This is a genomic window from Amycolatopsis sp. NPDC051903 (genome assembly GCF_044452505.1).
GTDB lineage: Bacteria > Actinomycetota > Actinomycetes > Mycobacteriales > Pseudonocardiaceae > Amycolatopsis.
In genome coordinates, this window is record NZ_JBITBT010000003.1 from 1 (window position 1) to 21,213 (window position 21,213).

The 21,213-nt window shown below is 71.9% G+C and carries 19 protein-coding genes; 2 read left to right on the forward strand and 17 right to left on the reverse strand.

Annotation, left to right across the window (positions count from 1 at the left end; genetic code table 11):
* Positions 1–255: 255 nt before the first annotated feature.
* Positions 256–2,097, reverse strand: a complete 1,842-nt coding sequence (locus ACIA77_RS07650; protein ID WP_395884997.1) for a DUF6779 domain-containing protein — start codon at positions 2,095–2,097, stop codon at positions 256–258.
* A gap of 69 nt (positions 2,098–2,166) precedes the next feature.
* On the reverse strand, positions 2,167–2,628 hold the full coding sequence (locus ACIA77_RS07655; RefSeq protein ID WP_395884998.1) for a DUF3180 domain-containing protein: 462 nt from the start codon (positions 2,626–2,628) through the stop codon (positions 2,167–2,169).
* A gap of 70 nt (positions 2,629–2,698) precedes the next feature.
* Here ACIA77_RS07655 and ACIA77_RS07660 point away from each other — a divergent pair, with 70 nt between their 5' ends.
* Complete coding sequence (locus ACIA77_RS07660) at positions 2,699–3,634, forward strand: MerR family transcriptional regulator (protein ID WP_395884999.1); 936 nt, start codon at positions 2,699–2,701, stop codon at positions 3,632–3,634.
* A 68-nt stretch (positions 3,635–3,702) separates the two neighbouring features.
* Here ACIA77_RS07660 and folK read toward each other — a convergent pair whose 3' ends face one another.
* From folK to dacB, 13 genes are all read right to left on the reverse strand, one after another.
* A complete protein-coding gene (gene folK, locus ACIA77_RS07665; protein WP_395885000.1) occupies positions 3,703–4,197 on the reverse strand; it encodes a 2-amino-4-hydroxy-6-hydroxymethyldihydropteridine diphosphokinase in 495 nt (164 codons plus the stop codon).
* On the reverse strand, positions 4,194–4,553 hold the full coding sequence (folB, locus tag ACIA77_RS07670) for a dihydroneopterin aldolase (protein ID WP_395885001.1): 360 nt from the start codon (positions 4,551–4,553) through the stop codon (positions 4,194–4,196). Before folB ends, folK begins: the two co-directional genes overlap by 4 nt.
* The gene (folP, locus tag ACIA77_RS07675; protein WP_395885618.1) at positions 4,546–5,388 is read right to left on the reverse strand and encodes a dihydropteroate synthase; all 843 of its coding nucleotides are present in this window, start codon (positions 5,386–5,388) and stop codon (positions 4,546–4,548) included. Before folP ends, folB begins: the two co-directional genes overlap by 8 nt.
* Positions 5,388–6,011 carry a GTP cyclohydrolase I FolE gene (gene folE, locus ACIA77_RS07680; protein WP_395885002.1) on the reverse strand — a complete coding sequence of 208 codons (624 nt, stop codon included), beginning with the start codon at positions 6,009–6,011 and terminating at the stop codon, positions 5,388–5,390. Before folE ends, folP begins: the two co-directional genes overlap by 1 nt.
* Entirely contained in the window at positions 5,980–8,385 is a 2,406-nt protein-coding gene (ftsH, locus tag ACIA77_RS07685; protein ID WP_395885003.1) for an ATP-dependent zinc metalloprotease FtsH, read from the reverse strand. Before ftsH ends, folE begins: the two co-directional genes overlap by 32 nt.
* Positions 8,386–8,589: 204 nt before the next feature.
* The gene (locus tag ACIA77_RS07690) at positions 8,590–9,414 is read right to left on the reverse strand and encodes an ESX secretion-associated protein EspG (RefSeq protein ID WP_395885004.1); all 825 of its coding nucleotides are present in this window, start codon (positions 9,412–9,414) and stop codon (positions 8,590–8,592) included.
* A gap of 89 nt (positions 9,415–9,503) precedes the next feature.
* Positions 9,504–10,307, reverse strand: a complete 804-nt coding sequence (locus tag ACIA77_RS07695) for an ESX secretion-associated protein EspG (RefSeq protein ID WP_395885005.1) — start codon at positions 10,305–10,307, stop codon at positions 9,504–9,506.
* Positions 10,308–10,406: 99 nt separating this feature from the next.
* Positions 10,407–11,804, reverse strand: coding sequence for a hypothetical protein (locus ACIA77_RS07700; RefSeq protein WP_395885006.1), 1,398 nt, complete (start codon positions 11,802–11,804; stop codon positions 10,407–10,409).
* 19 nt (positions 11,805–11,823) lie between these two features.
* The gene (locus ACIA77_RS07705) at positions 11,824–12,189 is read right to left on the reverse strand and encodes a hypothetical protein (protein ID WP_395885007.1); all 366 of its coding nucleotides are present in this window, start codon (positions 12,187–12,189) and stop codon (positions 11,824–11,826) included.
* Positions 12,190–12,385: 196 nt separating this feature from the next.
* A complete protein-coding gene (gene hpt / locus ACIA77_RS07710) occupies positions 12,386–12,937 on the reverse strand; it encodes a hypoxanthine phosphoribosyltransferase (RefSeq protein WP_204092890.1) in 552 nt (183 codons plus the stop codon).
* 3 nt (positions 12,938–12,940) lie between these two features.
* The gene (gene tilS, locus ACIA77_RS07715; protein WP_395885008.1) at positions 12,941–13,912 is read right to left on the reverse strand and encodes a tRNA lysidine(34) synthetase TilS; all 972 of its coding nucleotides are present in this window, start codon (positions 13,910–13,912) and stop codon (positions 12,941–12,943) included.
* Positions 13,909–14,925, reverse strand: a complete 1,017-nt coding sequence (locus tag ACIA77_RS07720) for a zinc-dependent metalloprotease (protein WP_395885619.1) — start codon at positions 14,923–14,925, stop codon at positions 13,909–13,911. Before ACIA77_RS07720 ends, tilS begins: the two co-directional genes overlap by 4 nt.
* A gap of 153 nt (positions 14,926–15,078) precedes the next feature.
* Entirely contained in the window at positions 15,079–18,063 is a 2,985-nt protein-coding gene (gene dacB / locus ACIA77_RS07725) for a D-alanyl-D-alanine carboxypeptidase/D-alanyl-D-alanine-endopeptidase (protein ID WP_395885009.1), read from the reverse strand.
* A gap of 171 nt (positions 18,064–18,234) precedes the next feature.
* Here dacB and ACIA77_RS07730 point away from each other — a divergent pair, with 171 nt between their 5' ends.
* Positions 18,235–18,750, forward strand: a complete 516-nt coding sequence (locus tag ACIA77_RS07730) for an inorganic diphosphatase (protein ID WP_395885010.1) — start codon at positions 18,235–18,237, stop codon at positions 18,748–18,750.
* Positions 18,751–18,824: 74 nt separating this feature from the next.
* Here the strand turns inward: ACIA77_RS07730 and ACIA77_RS07735 are convergent, their stop codons facing one another.
* Entirely contained in the window at positions 18,825–20,450 is a 1,626-nt protein-coding gene (locus tag ACIA77_RS07735; RefSeq protein WP_395885011.1) for an MDR family MFS transporter, read from the reverse strand.
* 123 nt (positions 20,451–20,573) lie between these two features.
* Positions 20,574–20,897, reverse strand: a complete 324-nt coding sequence (locus tag ACIA77_RS07740; protein ID WP_395885012.1) for a ParB N-terminal domain-containing protein — start codon at positions 20,895–20,897, stop codon at positions 20,574–20,576.
* Between the last annotated feature and the right edge of the window lie 316 nt (positions 20,898–21,213).

The following is a 21,213-nucleotide window of genomic DNA, read 5'->3' on the forward strand; positions in this document are numbered from 1 at the left end:
GCACCCAGCCCCCGCCCTGCACCTCGATCCCCGCCTTCCACGCGGTCTGGATCACCTTGTCAAGGCACGCTTTCCAGCCTTGACAAGGTGATCCAGACCGTCGTCACAACAAAAATCGGGGTGCCCCCACGGACGACCCGTGCGCGACGTTGCGCGCCAGCGCAACGAGCCGCACCCCCAAAACCCGAACCCGCAACACCCCCAAACAGCAAAAACCCCGGCCACCAACCGATGACCGGGGCTTTCACCCACTGCTCAATCCTCAGCACGCCTTCGCCTTCGAGGCGAACCTTCCTTCTTCGCCCCGTTGGCCGCCAGCAACTCCGTCACCGACCGCCCAGCCGCATGTGATCCGGCATCCGCCCCACGCCGCCCGGGTGCCTCGTCCTCGACCTCGACCGCCGGCATCGACCGGCGGCTCTGCGACGCCCGCTCCGACACCATGCCTTCCCAAGCCGGCGGCTCTCCGTCCGGACGCCGCCGGCGGCCACCGGCCGCGCTGTCAGCCGCTTCGTCCGACGACCGACGCCGGCGCCCGCCGGACTTCCCTTTCGCCACACTGCTGCGCACGGACTCCGGCAGCGTCGGGTTCACGGCCGGCTCCTCCGGCTGCGCGTCTTCCGTCGAATGCGCGCCGTGGCGCGTCGAGGCTCCCGACTCCGCCAGCGGCGACAGGTCCGCCCGCGAGAACTGCTCCAGCCGCGACGGTTTCCGCGGCGCGGGCTCTTCGGCAGCCGGCTGCGGCGTCTCGGTGACGGGCTGCAGATCCGTCCGCGACGTCGTCGGCTCGCGCGGCTTCGGCGGGTTGCCGCCCGTGGAGCGGCGCTCGCCGAAGTCGGCGGACGCGTCCCACGCCGGCTTCCACGCGCCGGTCGACTCGCCGACCGGCTCGGCCGACGGCCGGCCCACCCGCGGCAGGTCCCCTCGCGACACCTCCGACGGCGACTCGGCCCGGCGCATCGCCGGCCTCGAAACCTCCGCCGGAGACTCAACCCGACGCATCGCCGGCCGCGAAGCCTCGGCCGGAGACTCAACCCGGCGCATCGCCGGCCGTGAGGCCTCCGCCGGGGACTCGACCCGGCGCAGGCCCGGACGCGAAGCCTCGGCCCGCGAAGCGGGGCGCATGGCCGGCCGCGAAGTTTCTCCCTGCAGTTCAGCGCGCGGCACCTGGCGCGTCGCCTCGAGCGCGTCGGGCTTCGGCACGGGCGGGACGGTGCGCGTCGGCTGCGCGGCCTCGGCGGCCTGGCGCCGCGCGGCCTCGGCCCGCAGCTCCGCCGCCTTCACGGCACGCGCGGCGGCCGATTCCGACTCGGCCTGCGCCTGAGCCGACGGCTGCGGCCGGCCGACCGGCTTCTGCCGCGCCAGCTGCTGCGTGTGCTGGACGGTGGACGACGGCTTGCCGTTCGGGCCCTGCCCCTGGCCGGGTCCGTGCTGCGCGCCCGGACCATGCGGAACCGCGCCGTTGCCCAGCTTGCGCCGCCGCTCGGTGCTCGGGTCGTCGACGACGCGGTCGATCAGCTCGGTCGGCCGTTCGTTGACCTCGACCACCGGCTTCTTCGGCGCGAGCAGCTGAGCCGGCGTTTTGCCGTTGCCGTTCTTCGACTCCGACCCCGCCGACACGAGCCGCTGTTCGTCGTTGAGGGCGCGCATGCGCGTGGCCTGCGCGGTGAGCGCGACCCGCTCCAGCAGCACCTCGCCGCCGAACAGCGACTGCAGGCTCTCGCGCAGCGACGCCACTTCGGCGCGCAACGCGTCGAGCTCCTCGCGGGACTTGGCCTCCGCGGCCTCCCTCGTCTCGGCTTCGATTTCGAGCTCGTACTCCCGCCGAGCCGCGATCTCGCGTTCCAATTCCAACTCGTACACCGCCTGCGCCTCGGCGACCTCGTCCTCGCTGTGCGCCGCGTGCTTGCGATACCTCACGGCGAGGAAGGCGCCGATCAAGGCGGCCCAGAGCGCCGCGACGATGCCGAGCCGGAGGAACCGGAGGTCGTCGCTGAGCACCAGTGCGAGAGTGGCTCCGATGGCGAGGAGGAATCCGACGACAAGCCACGGCCTGCCCAGTAGGCGGCCCCGCGAGTCGTCACCCACGCCGGTCATGTCTGACACCGTACCGTCTAGTGATCCGAACGAGACCTAGTCGGTACTTCGAGCGGCAGGATCTGGTCGCTAACCGGTCGTCCCACGTGTCGTCGGCCGCTCGTCGTCGTGGGGGGTCCGGCAGCAGTGTTCGAGCCACAAAGCCGCAGCTACGAGCAGTGCGGAGCACACCGCGCCGACCACCGCGGCACGGGTGTCGGAGATGGTGGCGACGAGTTCGTCACGTCGGGGAAAAACATACGCGAACGCGGCCAGCCAACCCCCTGCCATGAAGGCGCCGGCGAGCGAGGACGCCTTGGCGAGCGCTACGGAGCGTGCGATACCGATCGATGCAGTCACCCGTCCGGCCTTGATTCTCGACCTGATCGTGTAGCCCATGATCGCCTCGACCACTGCGAGTAATGCGAACGTGATTCCGGCCAGCGTGGGGAGTCGGGGCAGGTCACCGTAGGCGAACTGGAACAGGGCGTACCCGAGGACGAGGCCGAGAACCGCGGCCACCACCAGGTCTCGGGGCCGGGTGAAGTGCATGGGCCCACCGTACCGAGCGCGACCTGCAACACTTGACCCTCCAGCGACTGGAGACTCCACCATGCGACGTGTGGGTGCCACCGCGGTCTTCACGATCGGCGAGCTGTCCCGGAGGACGGGGCTGCCGGTCAAGACCATCCGCTACTACTCCGACGAGGGCCTGCTCCCGCCCACGGAGCGCACCGACGCCGGCTACCGCCTGTACGACGCGCACGCGCTCGCCAGGCTCGAGCTGGTGCGGACGCTGCGTGAGCTGGGCGTCGGGCTCGCCGACGTCGCACGCGCACTGCAGCGCGAGACGTCGGTGCGCGACCTGGCCGTGCGCCACGTCGAGGCCCTCGACGAGCAGATCCGCCGGCTCCGGCTGCGCCGGGCCGTGCTGCGGGCGGTGGCGAAGAGAGATTCCGAACTGGAGGAAGTGAAGCTGATGAACCGCCTCGCGCAGATGTCCGACGACGAGCGCAAGCGCCTCGTCGACGAGTTCTGGGCCGAGATGACCGAGGGGCTCGACGTGGACCCCGCCTTCTACGAGCGCATGGGCTCCGCCAAGCCCGACCTGCCGGACGACCCGTCGCCCGGGCAGCTCGAGGCCTGGATCGAGTTCGCCGAGCTCGTGCAGGACGAGGACTTCCGCCGCCTCATCCGAGGCATGAGCGAGCGCCACGCGGCCGACCGCGCCACCGGCGAAGCCACGCAGGTCACCGAGGCCCAGCGCGATCACTGGTTCGCCTGGAGCGCCGAGGCCCGCGCCGCGCTCGACGCGGGCGCCGGCCCGGATTCGGCCCGGGGCCAGGAGCTCGCGGCCGCCATCGCCACGGCGTCGGCGGGCCCCGGCGACGACCCGGCGGACCCCGCGTTCCGCCGCGCCCTGGCCGACAAGTTCGCCCAGGGCGGCGACCCGCGGGCCGAGCGCTACTGGCAGCTCCTGGCGACGATCAACGGCTGGCCGCCCATTCCCACGGCCCAGCCGGAGGTCGCGTTCATGCTGGCGGCGTTGCGGCAGTGACCGCGTTACCGCCGAATCGGTGAACGGCGGGTGAACGGCGCCGAGTCGCCACAACCGCAGGTCGGGGGCTAGGCGAGCCGCAGGTCCGGCCGGAGGACGACCCCCGCCTTGTCGTCCTCCGGCAGGCGCCGCAGGAGATCCGCGACGGGACCACGACCGGGCAGGACGGCGGCGGGCTCGATCTCCAGCCACGGGATGAGCACGCTGGCGCGTTCGGGGGTGCCGGGGTGGGGCAGGAGGAGCCGCGGATCGTCGGAGGTGACGCCCGCGACCGTGACGACGTCGACGTCCAGCGTGCGCGGGCCCCAGCGCAGCTCGCGCACGCGCCCGGCCGTCTGCTCGGCCGCCTGGGCCGTCGCGAGCCAGGCCCAGTGGTCGCGGGCCGGGTCGTCGACCACGCACACCGCGTTGAGGAAGTCGGGCTGATCCTCGACGCCCCACGGCTTCGTCTCGTACACGCTCGACACAGCCACGAGCGCCGGCCCGACGGCGTCCACCGCGATGCGCAGGTACGCCAGCCGGTCGCCGAGGTTGGAGCCGAGCGAAAGGACGGCGCGGCTCACCGGTCGCGCCGGACGGTCACGGCGACGTCGTCGAACGTCAGCGGGATCGGGGCCGCCGGCTTGTGCACGGTGACCTCGACGGCGGTCAGCCGTTCGTCGCGCAGCACCTCGTCGGCGATCTTGCCCGCGACGCTCTCGATCAAGTCGTACGGCTCGCCCGCGACGATCCCGGCCGCCAGCTCGGCGAGCTCGCCGTAGTGCAGCGTCTTGGTGAGGTCGTCGGACGCGGCGGCCGGCCCGAGGTCCAGCCAGGCCGTGATGTCGACGACGAACTCCTGCCCGTCGCGCTTTTCGTGCTCGAACACGCCGTGGTGGCCGAACACGCGCAGCCCCGTCAACGTGATGCGGTCAGCCATCGGCCCGCCCCTTCCGCCACGCGGCCGCGACGGCGACCGCGTCGAGCGACGCCCGCACCTCGTGGACCCGCACTCCCCACGCCCCGGCCGCTGCGGCCAGTGCGGAAATCGCCGCGGTGGCGTTCTCGCGCCCGTCCGGCGGCCGCGGCTCACCGTCCTTGTCGGCCAGCAGCCGGCCGAGGAACCGCTTGCGCGAAGCACCCACGAGCACAGGAAAACCCAGTGACAGCACGGAATCCAGAGCGTGCAGCAACGCCCAGTCGTGCTCCGCGTGCTTCGCGAACCCCAGCCCGGGGTCGAGCACGATCGCGCTCTCGTCGACCCCCGCCGCCAGCGCATCGTCCACTCTGGACACCAGCTCGGCCCGCACTTCGGCGACGACGTCGGTGTAGGTGGCGAGCGCGTTCATGTCCTTGCTGTGGCCGCGCCAGTGCATCAGCACCCACGGCACGCGGCACTCCGCGGCGACGCGCCCCATGCCGGGATCAGCGAGGCCGCCGGAGACGTCGTTGATCACCCGCGCGCCCGCCTCGACCGCGGCTTCCGCCACCGCCGCGCGCGTGGTGTCGACGGACAGCACGACCCCTTCCGACGCGAGCTGCCGGATCACGGGCAGCACGCGCTTCGCTTCCGTCTCGGCGTCCACCCGCAGCGCGCCGGGCCGCGTCGACTCACCGCCGACGTCGATCAGGTCCGCGCCGAGCGCCCACATCTCGCGCGCGTGCTCCAGCGCTTGGTCGAGGTCCAGGTAGCGGCCCCCGTCGGAGAACGAATCGGGCGTCACGTTCAGCACGCCCACCACCGCGCAGCGGCCGGGCCGGGGCAGCCCCGAGATCACCGACGCCCCTTGATCAGCTCGATGGCCTCGGCGCGCGACGTCGCGGACGTCCGCAGCAGCCCGCGTACCGCCGACGTCACGGTTCGCGCGCCCGGCTTGCGGATCCCGCGCATCGACATGCACAGGTGCTCGGCCTCGATCACCACGATCACGCCGCGCGGCCCCAGCCGCCGGTCCAGCGCGTCGGCGACCTGCGACGTCAGGCGCTCCTGGACCTGCGGCCGCTTGGCGTACAGGTCGACGAGCCGCGAGAGCTTCGAGAGGCCGGTGACCTTCCCGTCGGCGTTCGGGATGTACCCGACGTGGGCGAAACCGTGGAAGGGCAGCAGGTGGTGCTCGCAGAAGGAGTACAGCGGGATGTCCGTGACGAGCACCAGCTCCTCGTGAGACTCGTCGAACGTCTTGGCCAGCACCTCGTCCGGGTCGGTGTAGAGGCCGGCGAACATCTCCTGGTACGCGCGGGCCACGCGGGCCGGTGTTTCGAGGAGGCCGTCACGGTCGGGATCTTCACCGCAGGCCAGCAGGAGTTCCCGGATAGCACGCTCCGCCCGGCCCTGGTCGAAGACCGGGACCGGGCGGAGGCCGTCGTCACTGCTTGTTGTCGGTTCCGTCCACGTCACGCCGCTGCTGCCCCTCGTCCGGCTGCTGGCCGTTCGCGCCGTCGGCGAACCAGCCCTGCTCACGCGGACGGTCTTCGGCGGGGCGCCACGGCTGGCTGCCCGGGGACGTCGCCGGGGTCCAGCCCGGAGGCGCCCCGTAGTTGGGCGGACCGCTCTGCGAACCACCCGGGCCACCCGGGTAGTAGCCGCCCGCCGGACCGCCCGGCTGCTGACCACCATACGACTGCGGCCAGCGTCCGGTGCCGTTCGGCCCACCATTCGGACGGCCGCCGTTCGGCTGCGGCGGGGCGTACGGATTGGCGTTCGGGTCCGGCGCCGGAGCCGGGTACGGCGGGCCACCGGGGAGGTCGCCGCCCCCCGCGGCGGTGCCGACGGGCGTCGGCTCCGGCTGCAGGACCGGCTTCGGCTCCTTCTCCGGCGGCGGCCACGGCTCGCCGCGCTCCATCGCCAGCTCGCCCGGGGTCTTGATCGGCGGCTTGTCCGACGGGGTGCGCTCACCGAACTCGTTGAACACGGTGATGTGCGGGCGCTTCTCGACGGTTGCGAAGATCCGCTCGAGGTCCTTGCGCTGCAGCGTCTCCTTCTCGAGCAGCTCCAGCACGAGGTTGTCCAGCACGTCGCGGTAGGTGTTGAGCACGTGCCACGCCTCGGTGTGCGCCGTCTCGATGAGCTTGCGCACCTCCTCGTCGATCTCGTGCGCCACCTCGAGCGAGTAGTCGGCCTGCCGGCCCGCGGAGCGGCCGAGGAACGGGTCACCCTGCTCCTGGCCGTACTTCACGGCGCCCAGCCGCGCGCTCATGCCGTACTCGGTGACCATGGAGCGGGCGATCTTCGTGGCCTGCTCGATGTCGGACGACGCACCGGTGGTGGGCTCGTGGAACACGAGCTCCTCCGCCGTGCGGCCACCCATGGCGAACACCAGGCGGCCGATCATCTCCGACCGGGTCATGAGCTGCTTGTCGTCCTCCGGCACGAGCAGGGCGTGCCCGCCGGTGCGCCCGCGCGGGAGGATCGTGAGCTTGTACACGGGCTCGATGTCCGGCATCGCCCACGCGGCGAGCGCGTGCCCGCCCTCGTGGTAGGCCGTGATCTTCTTCTCCTTCTCGGAGATGATCCGGCTCTTGCGCGCCGGCCCGCCGACCACGCGGTCGACCGACTCCTCGAGCGCGGTGTCGGTGATCACGTGCCCGTTCTCGCGGGCGGTGAGCAGCGCGGCCTCGTTCAGCACGTTGGCCAGGTCCGCACCCGACATGCCGACGGTGCGCTTGGCCAGACCCGTCAGGTCCACGCCCTGCGCGATCGGCTTGCCCTTCGAGTGCACCTCGAGGATCGCCTTGCGGCCGAGCAGGTCCGGCGCCGACACGGGGATCTGGCGGTCGAACCGGCCCGGGCGCAGCAGCGCCGGGTCCAGGATGTCGGGCCGGTTGGTGGCCGCGATCAGGATGATGCCGCCGCGGGCGTCGAAGCCGTCCATCTCGACGAGCAGCTGGTTCAGCGTCTGCTCGCGCTCGTCGTGGCCACCGCCGAGGCCGGCGCCGCGCTGGCGGCCGACCGCGTCGATCTCGTCGACGAAGATGATGCACGGCGCGTTCTGCTTGGCCTGCTCGAACAGGTCGCGGACGCGGGACGCACCCACACCGACGAACATCTCGACGAAGTCGGAGCCGGAGATCGTGTAGAACGGCACGCCCGCCTCACCGGCGACGGCTCGCGCGAGCAGCGTCTTACCGGTACCGGGCGGCCCGTAGAGCAGCACGCCCTTCGGGATCTTCGCGCCGAGCGCCTGGTATCGCGCCGGGTTCTGCAGGAAGTCCTTGATCTCGTACAGCTCTTCGACGGCTTCGTCGGCGCCCGCCACGTCACCGAAGGTGGTCTTCGGCATGTCCTTGTTCAGCTGCTTGGCCTTGGACTTGCCGAAGTTGAGGACGCGGTTCCCGCCGCCCTGCGCGTTGTTCATCATCCACATCAGCAGGCCCAGCACGAGGGCCAGCGGGATGGCGAAGATAAGGATCTGCGTCAGGATGCCCTGCTGCGTCACCTTGGTGGTGAACTTGATCGGCTGCCCGTTCAGCTGCGCGTTCGTCAACTCGGTGTAGATCGAGTTCGTGGCGTCAGCCGGGTACTGCGCGACGATCTGGTCGGTCTGGGTGCCGTCGACGTCGATCTTCTGCGTCAGCGAGAGCTTGAGCTGCTGCTCTTTGTCCTCAAGGCTGGCTTCCTTGACGTGGTTCGCCTTGATCTGCTGGTTCGCCACGGAGATCGGCGCCTGGGTGTAGCCCCGGTCGCTGTCGAAGATCGTGTTGTAGGCGAACAACGCCAGCAACCCCGCGACGATCCACAGCAGTGGGTTCCTGAGCACGCTCTTCCGGTTCATACGACTCGGCCCTTGTGGCCTCGACCCTCCCTGGTTGGGCGGCTCCTGTGATACCCGCCATCACGATCTTGACAACCCGCAGGTGCCCCTGGCACCCGTCCCACCAGGGTACCGTCCGTTCGGACGATCGACCCTTGTGAGCCTCACGCAGGTCAACGGGTGGTACCGCCGGAGGGTTCCCGGATCGTGCCGGTCCAGGTCACCCTAGCGTGTGTCCGTAGCCACTGAGGCGACCATCTCGCCGAGTCGCGTGCGCAACGTCGCGGGATCCGCGGGCGCCACGGTCACCCATTCGCGCCCGTCCGAACCCGCCCGCGACAGGCTCAGATAACGGCCGGTGGCGGTGTCGAACCAGCCCAGCACGCGGGACCGCTGCCGGGCTCCGAGCTGGGTACGGCTGTTCGCGGCGAGCTGACCGCCGCGCAGCCGCGGCTGGCCGGAGATGACCCCGTACGTCTCGCGCGGGTCCACGTTCACGCGGTCGCTCAGCGACTGGCGCTTCGCGCGCCGCCCCTTCTCCTCGGGCGCGCCGCCGAGGCCGCCGGCCGCGACGGGCACGCGGATCGGCCGGGTGTGCAACGCCTCGTCGAGCGGGAGTGTGACGGACGCCTCGCTGCCGCGGCGGCCGGCCGGCAGCAGGTCGACGATCGCGGAGACCAGTCCGTCGGCCGGGGTTTCGCGCAGCCAGACGCCGTCGGCGTCCTGGACGGCCACCACGCCGGTGCGCTCGTCGCCTGCGCCGAGCAGCGCGACCGGGTGAGCCTGGAACTCGGGGATGTGCAGCGCGTCGATCGACAGGGGCGCGCGGGCCAGCAGATTCAGCCACTCCTCCACGGGCGGCTCCAGGCGGCCCCGGGAATCGCGGATGCCGCGGGCCTTGAACTCGACGTCGACCCGGTGTCGCAACGAGACGCGCTCGTCCTCGGTGGCGCCGTGCGAACGCACCCGCAGCGGGTACGGCAGCTCGCCGAGATCGGCGGACTCCCAGAGGAAATCGAACGCCAGCAGCGAGAAGAACTCTTGGTGCATGCGGTGGTGCTCACCCTCCAGGATCGAACTCTCGCTCAGCGTAGCGCGGGCGGACCGCGGGCGGGAACGGCCCGGAAGCGCCGCAGCCGTCAGAACGCCGCCGCGCTCGCCTGCTCCGCCGCGCCCGACAGCATCTCACCGAGCCGGTACCGGAGCGTCGCGGCGTCCGCGGGAGCGATGGTGATCCAGTCACGGCCGTCGCGGCCGCGGGTGGCCTGGGTGAAGTAGCGGCCGGTTTCGGTGTCGAACCAGCTGAGCACCGGCGTGCGCGTGCGCCCGCCGAGGCGGTTGCGCGCGTTGGCGCCGATCTGGCCGCCGCGCAGGCGCGGCTGGGTGTGCAGGCGGGCGAGTGCCTTGCGGTCCTCGTCCACGCTCGCGCGGCCCGATGCGTCGACGGTGTTGCCGCGGCGCTGCATGAAATCGACGCCCGAGCTGCCCACGAGCTGTTCGAGCGGCACGGTGATCGACTTCTCGGTGCCGCGCGGGGAGCCGGGCAGCAGCGACACGACGGCGGTGGCGAGGCCGTCGGCCGGGCACGGTTGCAGGTGCAGGCCGCGCTGGTCCTGCACGGCCAGCAGACCCTGGTCACCGATCGCGCCGGCGACGGCGAGCAGCGGCTCGGCGTTGGGGTCGAGCAGCTGCACGGTGTCCAGGCTGACGTCGGGTGAGGCGAGGATGCCGAAGTACTCCTCGACGTGCGGCGCGGGCCGGCCGCGACCGTCGGCGACACCGCGCTCGACGAGGCCGGCGAACGTGCGGGTGCGCAGCGCGGCGCGTTCGTCGACGGTGGCCCCGTGCGACCTGATCCGCAGCGGGTAGGGCAGCTCACCCAGCGCGGCCGACTCCCACAGGAAGTCCACCTCGGCCGGAGTGAGCAGCTCCGCGTTCGGCATCGACCAAACCCCCCAACGCCTAGCGTCGTTCAGGACGGACAGTGTTCGAGACAGCCACGGGCGCGCGGCCGAGGTGGCCGCGCGCCCGGGGTAAGCACATCAGTTGTCGTCGTCGTCCGACCACGCGCCGATGACCGGCGGCGGGGTGGCTTCGTTGGCGCCGAACGCGTCGTCGGGGTCGGGCTCGATGAGGAACGACGCGTGGGTGTGCACCTCGTCCTCCTGGCCCTGGCCGGCGCCGTGGGCACCCATGCCGCCCATGCCGCCGCCCATCGGGTTCATCCCCGGTGCCGGCTGGCCGCCGATCGTGCCACCCGCCGAGACGACGCCCTGCTGCTGCGGCGCGGGCGCGGCCTGGCCGCCCTGGTGCTCGGCTGCCGCCGACGTCTTTTCGTCATTGCGCGAGCCGCTGCGCGACCCCTGGCCGAGCTTGCCGCCGGCGAGGCCGAGGCCACCGCCGAGCGCGCTCGCTCCCAGCGCCTGGCCGACGCCCGACGAACCGCCGCTCGGGGCCGGAGCCGAGGCGGCCGGAGCCGGAGCGGCGCCCGAACCGGTGCTCGCCGCGGCGGCCATGCCGCCGTCGTACCCGGACGTGCCGTAGGTGCCGGACTCGGCCGTGACGTGGGCACCGCCGCCCGCACCGGATGCACCGGAGGAAGCCGCACCGCCGCCGTGACCGCCGTAGCCGCCACCGCCGAGCGCGTAGCTGCCGCCGCCGACCCCGAGCGCGCCGGGGCCGCTGACCGAAACGCCGTGCGAGCCGCCGCCGGCGAAGTCGTTGCCGTTGAAGTGGGTGGGCGTGGCCTTCATGCCGAGCGAATCGGGACCGAAGCTCGGGGTCGAGTTGTCGATCTCCTTCATCGACTGCGTGTACGCGTTGAAGAACGCGACCTGCTGCGCCTTCACGTCGTTCGCGGCGTCGGCCTGCGCCTTCTGGTCGGCGGCCATCGCGGCGGGACCGCCGGCGAGCGCCGCGGACATGGCCTGCTTCGGGTCGTAGTCGACCGGCGCCGGCATCTTCTTGACCTCGGCGGCGGCCGCGGCCTGCTTCGCGAGGCGGTCGGACATCGTGTGCGCGGCGTCCGAGGCCTGCGTGCCGGAGTTGGCGATGGCGACGAGCACGCCCTGCGCACCCGCGGCACCTTCACCGACCCACGCGTTGCCGAGTTCGCCGATCGCCGTGTACAGGTCGTCCGACGCCGTCTTCAGCGCGGTGCCGTGCTTGGCCCACTGCTGACCGGTGGCCTCGGCCGTGCCCGGGTCGTTGTTCGTGATGGCGCCGTTGTAGAGCTGGTGGCTCTCCTGCGCGTTCCAGTTCGGCGGGTTCGCGATCGCGCGGTCGCCGCCCATCTCGAAGCCGCCCGCCCGGCTGCGGGCCGTGGCGACGACGCTCTGCGCGGCGGAGTTGTCGCCGAGCGGCACGGCGGAGCCGCTCGCCGGCGGAGTCTGCGCCGGCGGCTGCTGGCCGTAGCCGCTGCTGTCGTAGTTCGGAGCCATGACTTCCTGATCCCCCTCGTCAGCCCTGGTTGAGCGAACCGGCCGCGGACTGGTCCATCTCGTGGTAGCGCGACATCGCCGCGACGATGCCCTCCTCGGCCGCCTGGTACTGGCTCAGGAGGTTCTGCAACGCGGAGGTGTACGAGTCACCGCCACCGTCGGCGCGCTGGACGAACTTGGTCGAGATGGCCTCGCCGACCGGGTTCGCGCCGAGCTTCGGCGGCTGGGCGAGTGAGCCCGCGCCGTTGAGCAGGGCCTCGACCGAGTCCTTGCCGGTGCGGATCTTCTTCAGCACCGCCTGCGCCGCGTCCGGGTCGACCCCGAGCTGGCCGTTGACGGCGGCGTTCTTGAACGCGTTGGCATCGGCCAAGCTGCTGTTGCCCATTGCCCTCTCTCCGTTCCCCCGCGGGAGCTCCCCGCCCGCATCGGCATGGTCTTCGCTTAGGTTAACGCACCTGGTCCGCACCTATGACGCGATCGCCGAACCCAGGGTTCCGCACCAGGTGTGATCGCCGCAACACCTTGTCGGCGGCGTCTTCCGCTGTTCACACGAGCGGAAGCGCCGCGGGGTTCACCCCGGTTCAGGACGTGTAGACGCGCGGGTCGAGCGTGCCGATGTAGGGCAGGTCCCGGTAGCGCTCGGCGTAGTCGAGGCCGTAGCCGACCACGAACTCGTTCGGGATGTCGAAGCCGATGTACTTCACCGGCACGTCGACCTTCACCGCTTCGGGCTTGCGCAGCAACGAGACGACCTCGAGCGACGCCGGGTTCCGGCTCGCGAGGTTCTTCAGCAGCCACGACAAGGTGAGCCCCGAGTCGACGATGTCCTCGACGATCAGCACGTCGCGGCCCGCGATGTCGCGGTCGAGGTCCTTGAGGATGCGCACCACCCCCGAGGACGAGGTCGACGAGCCGTACGACGACACGGCCATGAACTCCAGCTGCGTCGGCAGCGGCAGGGCTCGTGCGAAGTCGGTCATGAACATCACGGCGCCCTTGAGCACGCCCACCAGGAGCAGTTCACCCTGGCCGTTCTCGGGGTAATCGGCGGCGATCTTGGCCGCCAGCTCCGCGATCTTGTCCTTGATCTGCTGCTCGGTGATGAGCACGGAGGCGATCTCGCCCTCGTACACGGGTCATTCCCCTCGGGTGGTGGGTTCGGGTCCGGCAAGCGTGAGCCTGCCACGGCACCGCCGAGCCTCCAAGTTGCCCGGCAACCAAACGCCGCCCTGGCCGCGCCAGCGGGCGACGAGCGCGTCGACCGAACGGAGGTGTGCGTCGGTCAGCTCGCGCACCCCGGAGGCCAGCAGCCACCTGCGCAGAACCCGTCGCCGCACCGCCGCGGGCTCGTCCGCGAGCACCGCCACCGCCAGCCCTTCGGCGCCGCCCACGCGGGTGAGAATCCTGTCCGCCACTGTGTCCAACGCCTCGGTGTCTTCGCGCAGTTGCGCGGCCGTGCGGGCCAGCGCGCCCGCGACGCCGCCGGCGAGCACGTCCTCCAGCAGCGGCAGCACTTCCACGCGCAACCGGACGCGGGTGAAGCGCGGGTCGTCATTGTGCGGGTCCTGCCACGGTTCGACGCCGAGTTCGGCACAGGCGGCGCGGGTCTGCGCGCGCGTGATCGCGAGCAGGGGACGGCCCCACGGCGGGTCGTGCGGGCGCATACCGGCCAGCGAACGGGGTCCGGAGCCGCGGCCGAGGCCCAGCAGGACGGTTTCGGCCTGGTCGTCGAGGGTGTGGCCGAGCAGCACGAGCCCTTCGCCGCCGGGCAGGGCTTCGCGCAACGCGCGGTACCTCGCGGTGCGCGCGGCGGCTTCGGGGCCGCCCTTGCCCGTGACGGACACGCTGAGCACTTCGGCCGTGTCGAGGCCGAGCTCCTTCGCCGTGGTGGCCGCGCGCGCGGCGACTTCGGCGGAGCCGTCCTGCAACCCGTGGTCGACGACGAGCGCGCGCGTGCGCAGCTGCCGGCGGCGGGCGGCGTACGCGGTGGCCTCGGCGAGCGCCAGCGAATCGGCGCCACCGGACACGGCGACGCACACCTCGGCCGGCGGCTCGGCCGTCGTCAGGAACTCCCGCACGGCCCGGCGGACCGCCGCGAGCGCGTTCACCCGTGCAGGCGCCGCACCCAGGCAGCGGGATCGCTGATCTCGGCCCGGGTCGGCAGCGTGTTCGGCGACCGCCAGACCGCGTTGAAGCCCGCCATGCCGACCGCGTCCACCACGTGCTTCGTGAACTTCGCGCCCTCTTCGTACTGGCGGATCTTCGCGTCGAGCCCGAGCAGGGCGCGCAGCAGCCGGTCGAAGACGCCCCCGCCTTGGCGCCGCGCGCTGAACCTCGAGCGGATCGTGTCGACGGTGGGCACGACCCGCGGGCCGACGGCGTCCATCACGTAGTCCGCGTGACCTTCCAGCAGCGTGGACAGGGCGAGCAGGCGGTCGAAGATCGCGCGTTCCTTCGGCGACTGCAGCAGTTCCGCGAGCCCGACGCCCTTGCCGCGCTGCTTGAGCGCGTCGGGCAGCCGGCCGACGAGGTCGGACAGGCCGTCGGCCGAATGGCCGGCGATGCCGGTGACGAGGCGTTCGACCTCGTCGGCGAAGTAGTCGCGCAGCCAGCGCACGGCCGTGAACTGCAGCCGGTGCGTGCACTCGTGCAGGCACACCCACAGCCGGAAGTCGGGCGCGTGCACCTTCATCGCGCGCTCCGCGGCGACGACGTTGGGCGCCACGAGCAGCAGCTGGCCCTCGCGTCCGGGCCCGCCGAACGGGTCGTACTGGCCGAGCACCCGCGACGCGAGGAACGCGAGCACCAGCCCCGTCTGCACGCCGGCGCCGGACGCCAGGATCGGGCCGAGCGCGCCGCCCTGCGCTTCGGGCAGCGCGCGGCCGGTCAACGCGCCGAGCCCGGACGCGGCGGAACGCACCCAGCCGGGCCGGTCCACGACCGTGCCCGGCAGCAGCGGCAGGTCCTGACCGAGCCCGGTCAGCTCCCGCACGTGGCCCTCGGCCTCAGCCGTGAGGTCACGCAGGTCGGTGACCGCGCGGGCGGCCTCTTCCTTGGGCACCTGCGGACCGCCGCGCACCAGCCGCGCGCCGGTGGACGCCGCGAGGTCCCAGTCGACCATCGGCCGTCGGGTCTCGGTTTCCTGGCTCACGCGTCCGACGCTACCTGCATCCGGACGTTTTTCCCGACCGGCGCCGGTGAAGTCGGCGCCGATCGGCCTAGTGCCCGGGGTCGCGGCTCGGTGCGGCGTTCGGTGGTGTGTTCAGCGTTCGGTTCAGTGGCAGCCGCACTTGCGCAGCGTCGTGGCGAGCACGTCGAGCGCCGCCTGACCCGGATCCTTCTGCGAACCGTTGGACATGAACGCGAAGGCGAGCACGCGGTTGTCGCTGTCCAGCACGTAGCCGGCGAGGGTGTTCACGGCCGTGAGCGTGCCCGTCTTGGCGCGCACCCAGCCCTTGCCCGCGAGGGTGTTCGGCGTGCCGTAGCGGGGGCCGAGCGTGCCGGCCGGGCTGCCCGCCACCGGCAGGCCCGCCAGCAGCGGACGCAGCCTGGGGGTGTTGGGGTTCTTGCCGTCCGGCGCCGCGGCCGCGGCGAGCACCTGCGCGAGCAGGCGGGCCGGCACCTTGTTCTGGTTGGACAGTCCACTCGTGTCCGACAGCTGCAGGCCGGTGACGTCGAACCCGTGGTCGGCCAGCACCTTCTTGACCGACGCGGCCGCGCCGGCGAACGACGGGTCCGCACCGGCGGTGATGGCGACCTGGCGGCCGAGCTCGTCGGCCAGGACGTTGTCGGAGATCTGCAGCAGTGCGTACGCGAGGTCCGGCAGCGGCGCCGACTGCACCTGCGCGACGACCTTCCCGTCGGCGGGCGCCTTCACCGTGCCGCCGGGCTGCGCACCCAGCTTGTCGGCGATGAGCTGGATGAGCGTGGTGGCCGGGTTGCCCGACCGCATCGTCTCGTCGACCGACGGGTTGCCGCGGCCGCCGTCGGCCATCGCGGGCACGATCGGGGCGCCGTACGTGGACGGCGCGTCGCTCGCTTCCCAGCCGGGCGCGGTGGTGGGGCCGGTGTAGGCGCTGACGTCGACCTGCACCCGCTTGACGTCCGGGTCGGCCTTCTTGATCTGGGCGACGAGGTCGTCGACGTGGGCGGCGCCGGGGTAGATCGGCGAGTCGGTGCCGATCGGCAGCGCCGTGAGCGTGGGGTCACCGGCGCCGACGAGGATCACGGTTCCGGGGTCCGAGCCCTCGACGACCTTCGTGACGATCCGCTTCGTCGGGTCCATCGACAGCAGAGCCGCCGACACCGTGAGGATCTTGGTCGTCGACGCCGGCGTGATCGGCTGGGCGGACCCGTGGTCCCACAGGACGTCGCCGGTCACGGGGTCGATCACGCTGCCGGTGAGCTGCGACAGCGCCGGGGCGCCCGCGGGCCCGGAGAGCGCGGACGCGACGCCGCTCGCCGTCGGGCCCTGTCCGGTCGTGTCGGGTCCGTGCAGCGCGAGGCTCACCGACGCGGGGTCGGGCAGGTCGCCCTTCGGCGCGTTGGGCGCCCACGGCAGCCCCAGCCGGTTGGACACCTTCGGCATCGCCGCGGCCACCCCGGCGGCCGCCAGCACCAGGACCACGACGATCCCGAGCACGACGAGCTTCTTCTTGCCCCGCTTGGTCTTCTGCTCGGGCGGCGCGGCCTGCTCCTCGGGCGCCGCGGCCGGCTCCCCGAACCCTTCGGCCGGCCGTTCGATCCCGACCGTCGCCTCCGACGCCGGCTCGATCCGCTCGGGCCGCGCGGGCACCGCCGACGCCGACGGCACTCCGGAGGGCCCGTTCGCCAGGCTGTCCCACTGAGGGGCGCCGTACTGGGGGTCCGGGTTCTGGGCGGTGTGGAAGACGCTCCAGCGCTGCGTCGTCTCGACGCTTTCTTCCGGCGGTGCTTCCCGCTGCGGTTCCGGCCGCGCGGCCTCGGGACGCGCCGGCTCGGGGCGGAAGACGAACTTGGTCGGGTCGATGTACTGGGTGGACTCGTTGCTCTCCCGGAACTCGTCCGGCTCGGGGTCCTCTTCCGGCTCCGGACCGGGCACGGGCTGGAACAACGAAGCCGGCCGGCGCTGCTCTTCGGCCCGCTCGCCGCGGTCCTCGGCACCCCGGCCCCGCGCACCGGAGCCCTCGTCGCCGCGCGGCTGCTCACCCCGGGATTGCACCGAGGCGCTCTGCACGGAAGAACCGGCGCGGCTCTGGTCGCCGGTCGGCTGCTCCGCGCGATCGCCGGACTGGGCATCCCGCGCGCGGTCAGCGGGGGCTTCGCTCCGGTTCTGCGCCTCTTGCCCCGTGCGGCCCTGCCCGGCATCGCGGGCACTGTCCGCGGGCCGGGCCGGACGCTCCACCGGCACGATCGGCGCCTGCGGCAGGCGGACCGGGAACTGCTGGGTCGACTGGTCGGATCGCTCCTGCGGCCGGCTCTGCTGGTCGCGGGCGGGGCCTTGCTCCTGGCCGCTCTCGCGCTGCTCTTGCTCACCGGGGCGGCGGCTCTGGTCCTGGCCGCCCTGGTCCGGGCGCCCCTGGCCCTGCTGTTGCCGGTCCTGGCCTTGGCCCTGCTCGCCCTGTCCCGGCGAACTGCTCTGGTGCTGGTCCTGGAACAGACTTTGCGGCCGTGCCTGCTGCCGGCCCGGACTCTGTGGCTGGCTCTGCTGCGGTTGCGGCTTGCTTTGCGGTTGCGGCTGCGCCCACTGCGGCCGCGCCGGCTGCTGGCTCTGCTTCGGCTGCCCCTGCTCGACGCGCGGCTCACCGGGCCGTGACCCGCTCAGCCGGTCGGCGAGGTCCTGCTTGGGCTGGTCCGGCCCGGTCGGCGACGGCTTGCCCGGCTGCGGCTGGTTCTGCTGCGAAGACTGCGACCGCGGACCTTGGCCGGACTGCGAACCAGCCGGCTGTCCACCTTGTCCACCCGGCCCCGGCTGCCGGCCCGGTCCACTCTTGCCGGCGCTCGGCGGCCACGACGGCGCTCCCGCGGGGCGCGGTTCGATCGGGGTGTTGACGCCGGGGATCAGCGTCGGGGGGACGTTCGGTTTGAACCACGTGCCCGGATGGCGCTCGCCGGACGGGGCGGGTGTGACGGGTGAGGCTGGTGTGACCTTCGGCACGGCGAGCTGGTCCGTGACGGTCTGGCCGGGCTTCGGGATCGGGAAGCGCGCGGTCGCCCCGGCGCTGCGCGACGACGTGTCCTCGTCACCCTCAGGCCACATCGGCTGATCGTTGTCCGGCACCCACCACTCCTTCTCACCTGCCCGGAAGGGGCCAAGGTCACATGCCGCCTAGCCGACATCCGTGGGACCCGTCGGCGGAGCGTAGTCCACACTAGTGACGTCAATCAGGTGATTACGGTTGCCGCCCACGACGCGTGGGATACCGAGATTCGAGAAGCAGCGAGGACGGCCGTGGAGTTCGACGTCACGATCGAAATCCCCAAGGGGGAGCGCAACAAGTACGAGGTCGACCACAAGACGGGCCGCATCAAGCTCGACCGGACCCTGTTCACGGCGACGCAGTACCCGGCGGACTACGGCTTCATCGACGACACCCTCGGCCAGGACGGCGACCCGCTCGACGTGCTGGTGCTGGTGCAGGAGCCGACGTTCCCGGGTTGCCTGATCCGCTGCCGCGCCATCGGCATGTTCCGCATGACCGACGAAAAGGGCCCGGACGACAAGGTGCTGGCCATCCCGACCAACGATCCGCGCCTGGAGCACCTGCGCGACATCCACCACCTCAACGAGTTCCACAAGCTCGAGATCCAGCACTTCTTCGAGGTCTACAAGGACCTCGAGCCGGGCAAGAGCGTCGAGGGCTCCACGTGGGTGGGCCGCGCGGAGGCCGAGGCCGAGATCTCGCGGTCGTACGAGCGGGAGCAGGACCGGCTCGCCAAGGAAGAGGTCGAGGGCCCGGCTCACTGAGAGCCGCCGAGTCCCACGCCGAACGCGCGAAAGGGCCGTTCATCCCCTCCGGGGTGAACGGCCCTTTCGGTGTTTCAGGCCAGGGCGAGCGCGGCTTCCTCCGACCGCTGCTCCATCGCCGACTTGTCCGACAGCGGCTTCTCCTTGAGGAACCAGACCAGGGCGAACCCGATGGTCAGGACGATCCCGCCCACGAAGAACACCGTGCTCATCGAGCCGGCGAACCCGTCGAGGATCGGCCGGGCCAGCACCGGGTCGAGGTGCGACAAGAACGACGTGTCGTTCACGTCGACGGCGCCACCCGCCAGCTGCTGCGCGAACTCCGGGTGCTGCGCGAGCGCCGCGACGTACGCCGGGGTGCTCATCGCCGAGCGGACCGCCGCGGCGATCCGGTCACCGACCGTGCCGAACAGGATCGAGAGGAACACCGCGGTCCCGGCCGTGCCGCCGATCTGGCGGAAGAACGTCGCCGACGACGTGGCCACCCCGATGTCCTGCGGTGAGACGTCGTTGGTCGCGGCCAGCTGCAGCGTCTGCATCGACGCGCCGAGGCCGAGCCCGATCACGAACGCGATCGCCATGACGACGCCCAGCGGCGTGGTCGCGCCGATGGTCGAGAGCCCGAACAGCGCGGCGGCCATCAGGCCGAGGCCGGCGACGGCGAACGCCTTGTAGCGGCCCGTCCGCGAGATCATCGCGCCGCTGCCCATGCTCGCGACCATGATCCCGAGGGTGAGCGGCAGCATCTGCAGACCCGCCTGCGTCGGCGTCGCCCCCTTGACGATCTGCAGGTAGAGCGGCAGCGACATCATCGCGCCGAACATCCCCGCGCCCTGGATCAGCGTGACCACCGTGGCCATCCGGAACACCGGGCGGCGGAACAGCCGCAGCGGCAGCAGGGCCGCCTCGCCCATCCGGCGCTCCTGCAGCACGAACAGCGTCACGCCGACGAGCCCGATCGCGTACATCGCCAGCGCGGCGGGCGAGCCCCAGCCCCACTCGCGCCCCTGCTCCGCGACGACCAGCAGCGGCACCAGACCCAGCGTCAGCGCGCCGGCGCCGAGGAAGTCCACGCGCTGCTGCACGCGGGTGTGTGGGAGGTTCAGCACCTTGCTCACCACGACCAGCGCGGCCAGCGCGATCGGCACGTTGACCAGGAAGACCCAGCGCCAGCCAGTGACGCCCGCGAACGAGTCCAGCCCCGCGAAGAACCCGCCGACGACCGGTCCCGCGACGCTCGAGATGCCGAACACCGCCATGAAGTAGCCCTGGTACTTGCTGCGCTCACGCGGCGCGGTGATGTCCGTGATGATCGCCAGCGCGAGCGACATCAGGCCACCGGCGCCGAGCCCCTGGAACGCGCGGAACGCGGCCAGCTCGTACATCGAGCCCGCGAACCCGCTGGCCAGCGAGCCGGCCAGGAACAGCGAGATCGCCGTCAGGTACATCGGCTTGCGGCCGAACAGGTCGGACAGCTTGCCGTACAACGGCGTCGAGAGCGTCGCGCTGATCAGGTACGCCGTGGTCGCCCACGCCTGCAGGCTCTGCCCGTGCAGCTCGTCCGCGATCGTCTTCATCGCCGACGACACGATGGTCTGGTCCAGCGCGGCCAGGAACATGCCGAGCATCAGCCCGGACAACACGGTCAGGATCTGGCGGTGCGAAAGCCGGCCCCCTTCCGCGGTGGTGGTGGCGCTCATGGTGGTTCTCCCTCAGATCCGGTCAGGTAGTTGCTTGCATCTATCAACTACTTGCTGGACGCAACTGTTCCCCAAAAGGTTGTATCGGACAAGTTTTTTTCGTTGTGATCGTGATCGCAGCGGTCACAAGTGAGGGCTGAGCAGGGCGAAGTCCTCGAGGCGCATCGGCTGGGCGTGACCCGGGCGAGGGGTGAGGGGCTCTCGGACGAGGGCGACGGGGACTTCGACGAGGCCGAGCCGGAGGGCGACGGCGATGCGGTGGTTGCCGTCGAGGATCGCGAAGTGCTCGTTGAAGCCGAGGCGGAGCGGGGTGTGGATGCCGTGCTCGGCGATGTCGGCGGTGAGGGCGTCGAGGTGGCGGGGGGTGTCGACGAGGGCGGAGCCGATCCGCTCGCGGTCTACGGCGCGGTAGCGGATGACGAGAGTGGTGGGGAGGGTGGTCGGCATTCGGTCATTTTGGTTGGCCGTGGGTCTTGGGTTGCCACGGTCGCCGGCTGTGGGGGTCGGGTCACGTTGGGCGCGTGGCGTCCGGATCGCCTGGCCGCGTGGTTTCGGGTGGGCGGGGGACGGCACCCCGACAGCCGAGTGTGACTACGTTTTGGGGCCGTTCGTCAAGGCGGGAAAGCGTACCTTGACGAACGGCCCCAAAACGTGTGGCGGCTGCGGATCGGGGCGGCAGGGAGGGGGCTGGGCGGTCCCACACGACCCGTAGTCGGCCGACGGTTTCGTAGTTCAGCCTGATTTGTCCGCCGCCGAGGGTTCT

Bases quoted from the DNA above. Each gene is read 5' to 3' on its own strand.
- folB (WP_395885001.1), bottom strand. From the start codon at position 4,553: ATGGCTGACCGCATCACGTTGACGGGGCTGCGCGTGTTCGGCCACCAC.
- ftsH (WP_395885003.1), bottom strand. From the start codon at position 8,385: ATGAACCGGAAGAGCGTGCTCAGGAACCCACTGCTGTGGATCGTCGCG.
- ACIA77_RS07695 (WP_395885005.1), bottom strand. From the start codon at position 10,307: ATGCCGAACGCGGAGCTGCTCACTCCGGCCGAGGTGGACTTCCTGTGG.
- ACIA77_RS07705 (WP_395885007.1), bottom strand. From the start codon at position 12,189: ATGGGCAACAGCAGCTTGGCCGATGCCAACGCGTTCAAGAACGCCGCC.
- ACIA77_RS07650 (WP_395884997.1), bottom strand. From the start codon at position 2,097: ATGACCGGCGTGGGTGACGACTCGCGGGGCCGCCTACTGGGCAGGCCG.
- ACIA77_RS07735 (WP_395885011.1), bottom strand. From the start codon at position 20,450: ATGAGCGCCACCACCACCGCGGAAGGGGGCCGGCTTTCGCACCGCCAG.
- ACIA77_RS07700 (WP_395885006.1), bottom strand. From the start codon at position 11,804: ATGGCTCCGAACTACGACAGCAGCGGCTACGGCCAGCAGCCGCCGGCG.
- ACIA77_RS07655 (WP_395884998.1), bottom strand. From the start codon at position 2,628: ATGCACTTCACCCGGCCCCGAGACCTGGTGGTGGCCGCGGTTCTCGGC.
- ACIA77_RS07720 (WP_395885619.1), bottom strand. From the start codon at position 14,925: ATGGTCGACTGGGACCTCGCGGCGTCCACCGGCGCGCGGCTGGTGCGC.
- ACIA77_RS07690 (WP_395885004.1), bottom strand. From the start codon at position 9,414: ATGCACCAAGAGTTCTTCTCGCTGCTGGCGTTCGATTTCCTCTGGGAG.
- ACIA77_RS07740 (WP_395885012.1), bottom strand. From the start codon at position 20,897: ATGCCGACCACCCTCCCCACCACTCTCGTCATCCGCTACCGCGCCGTA.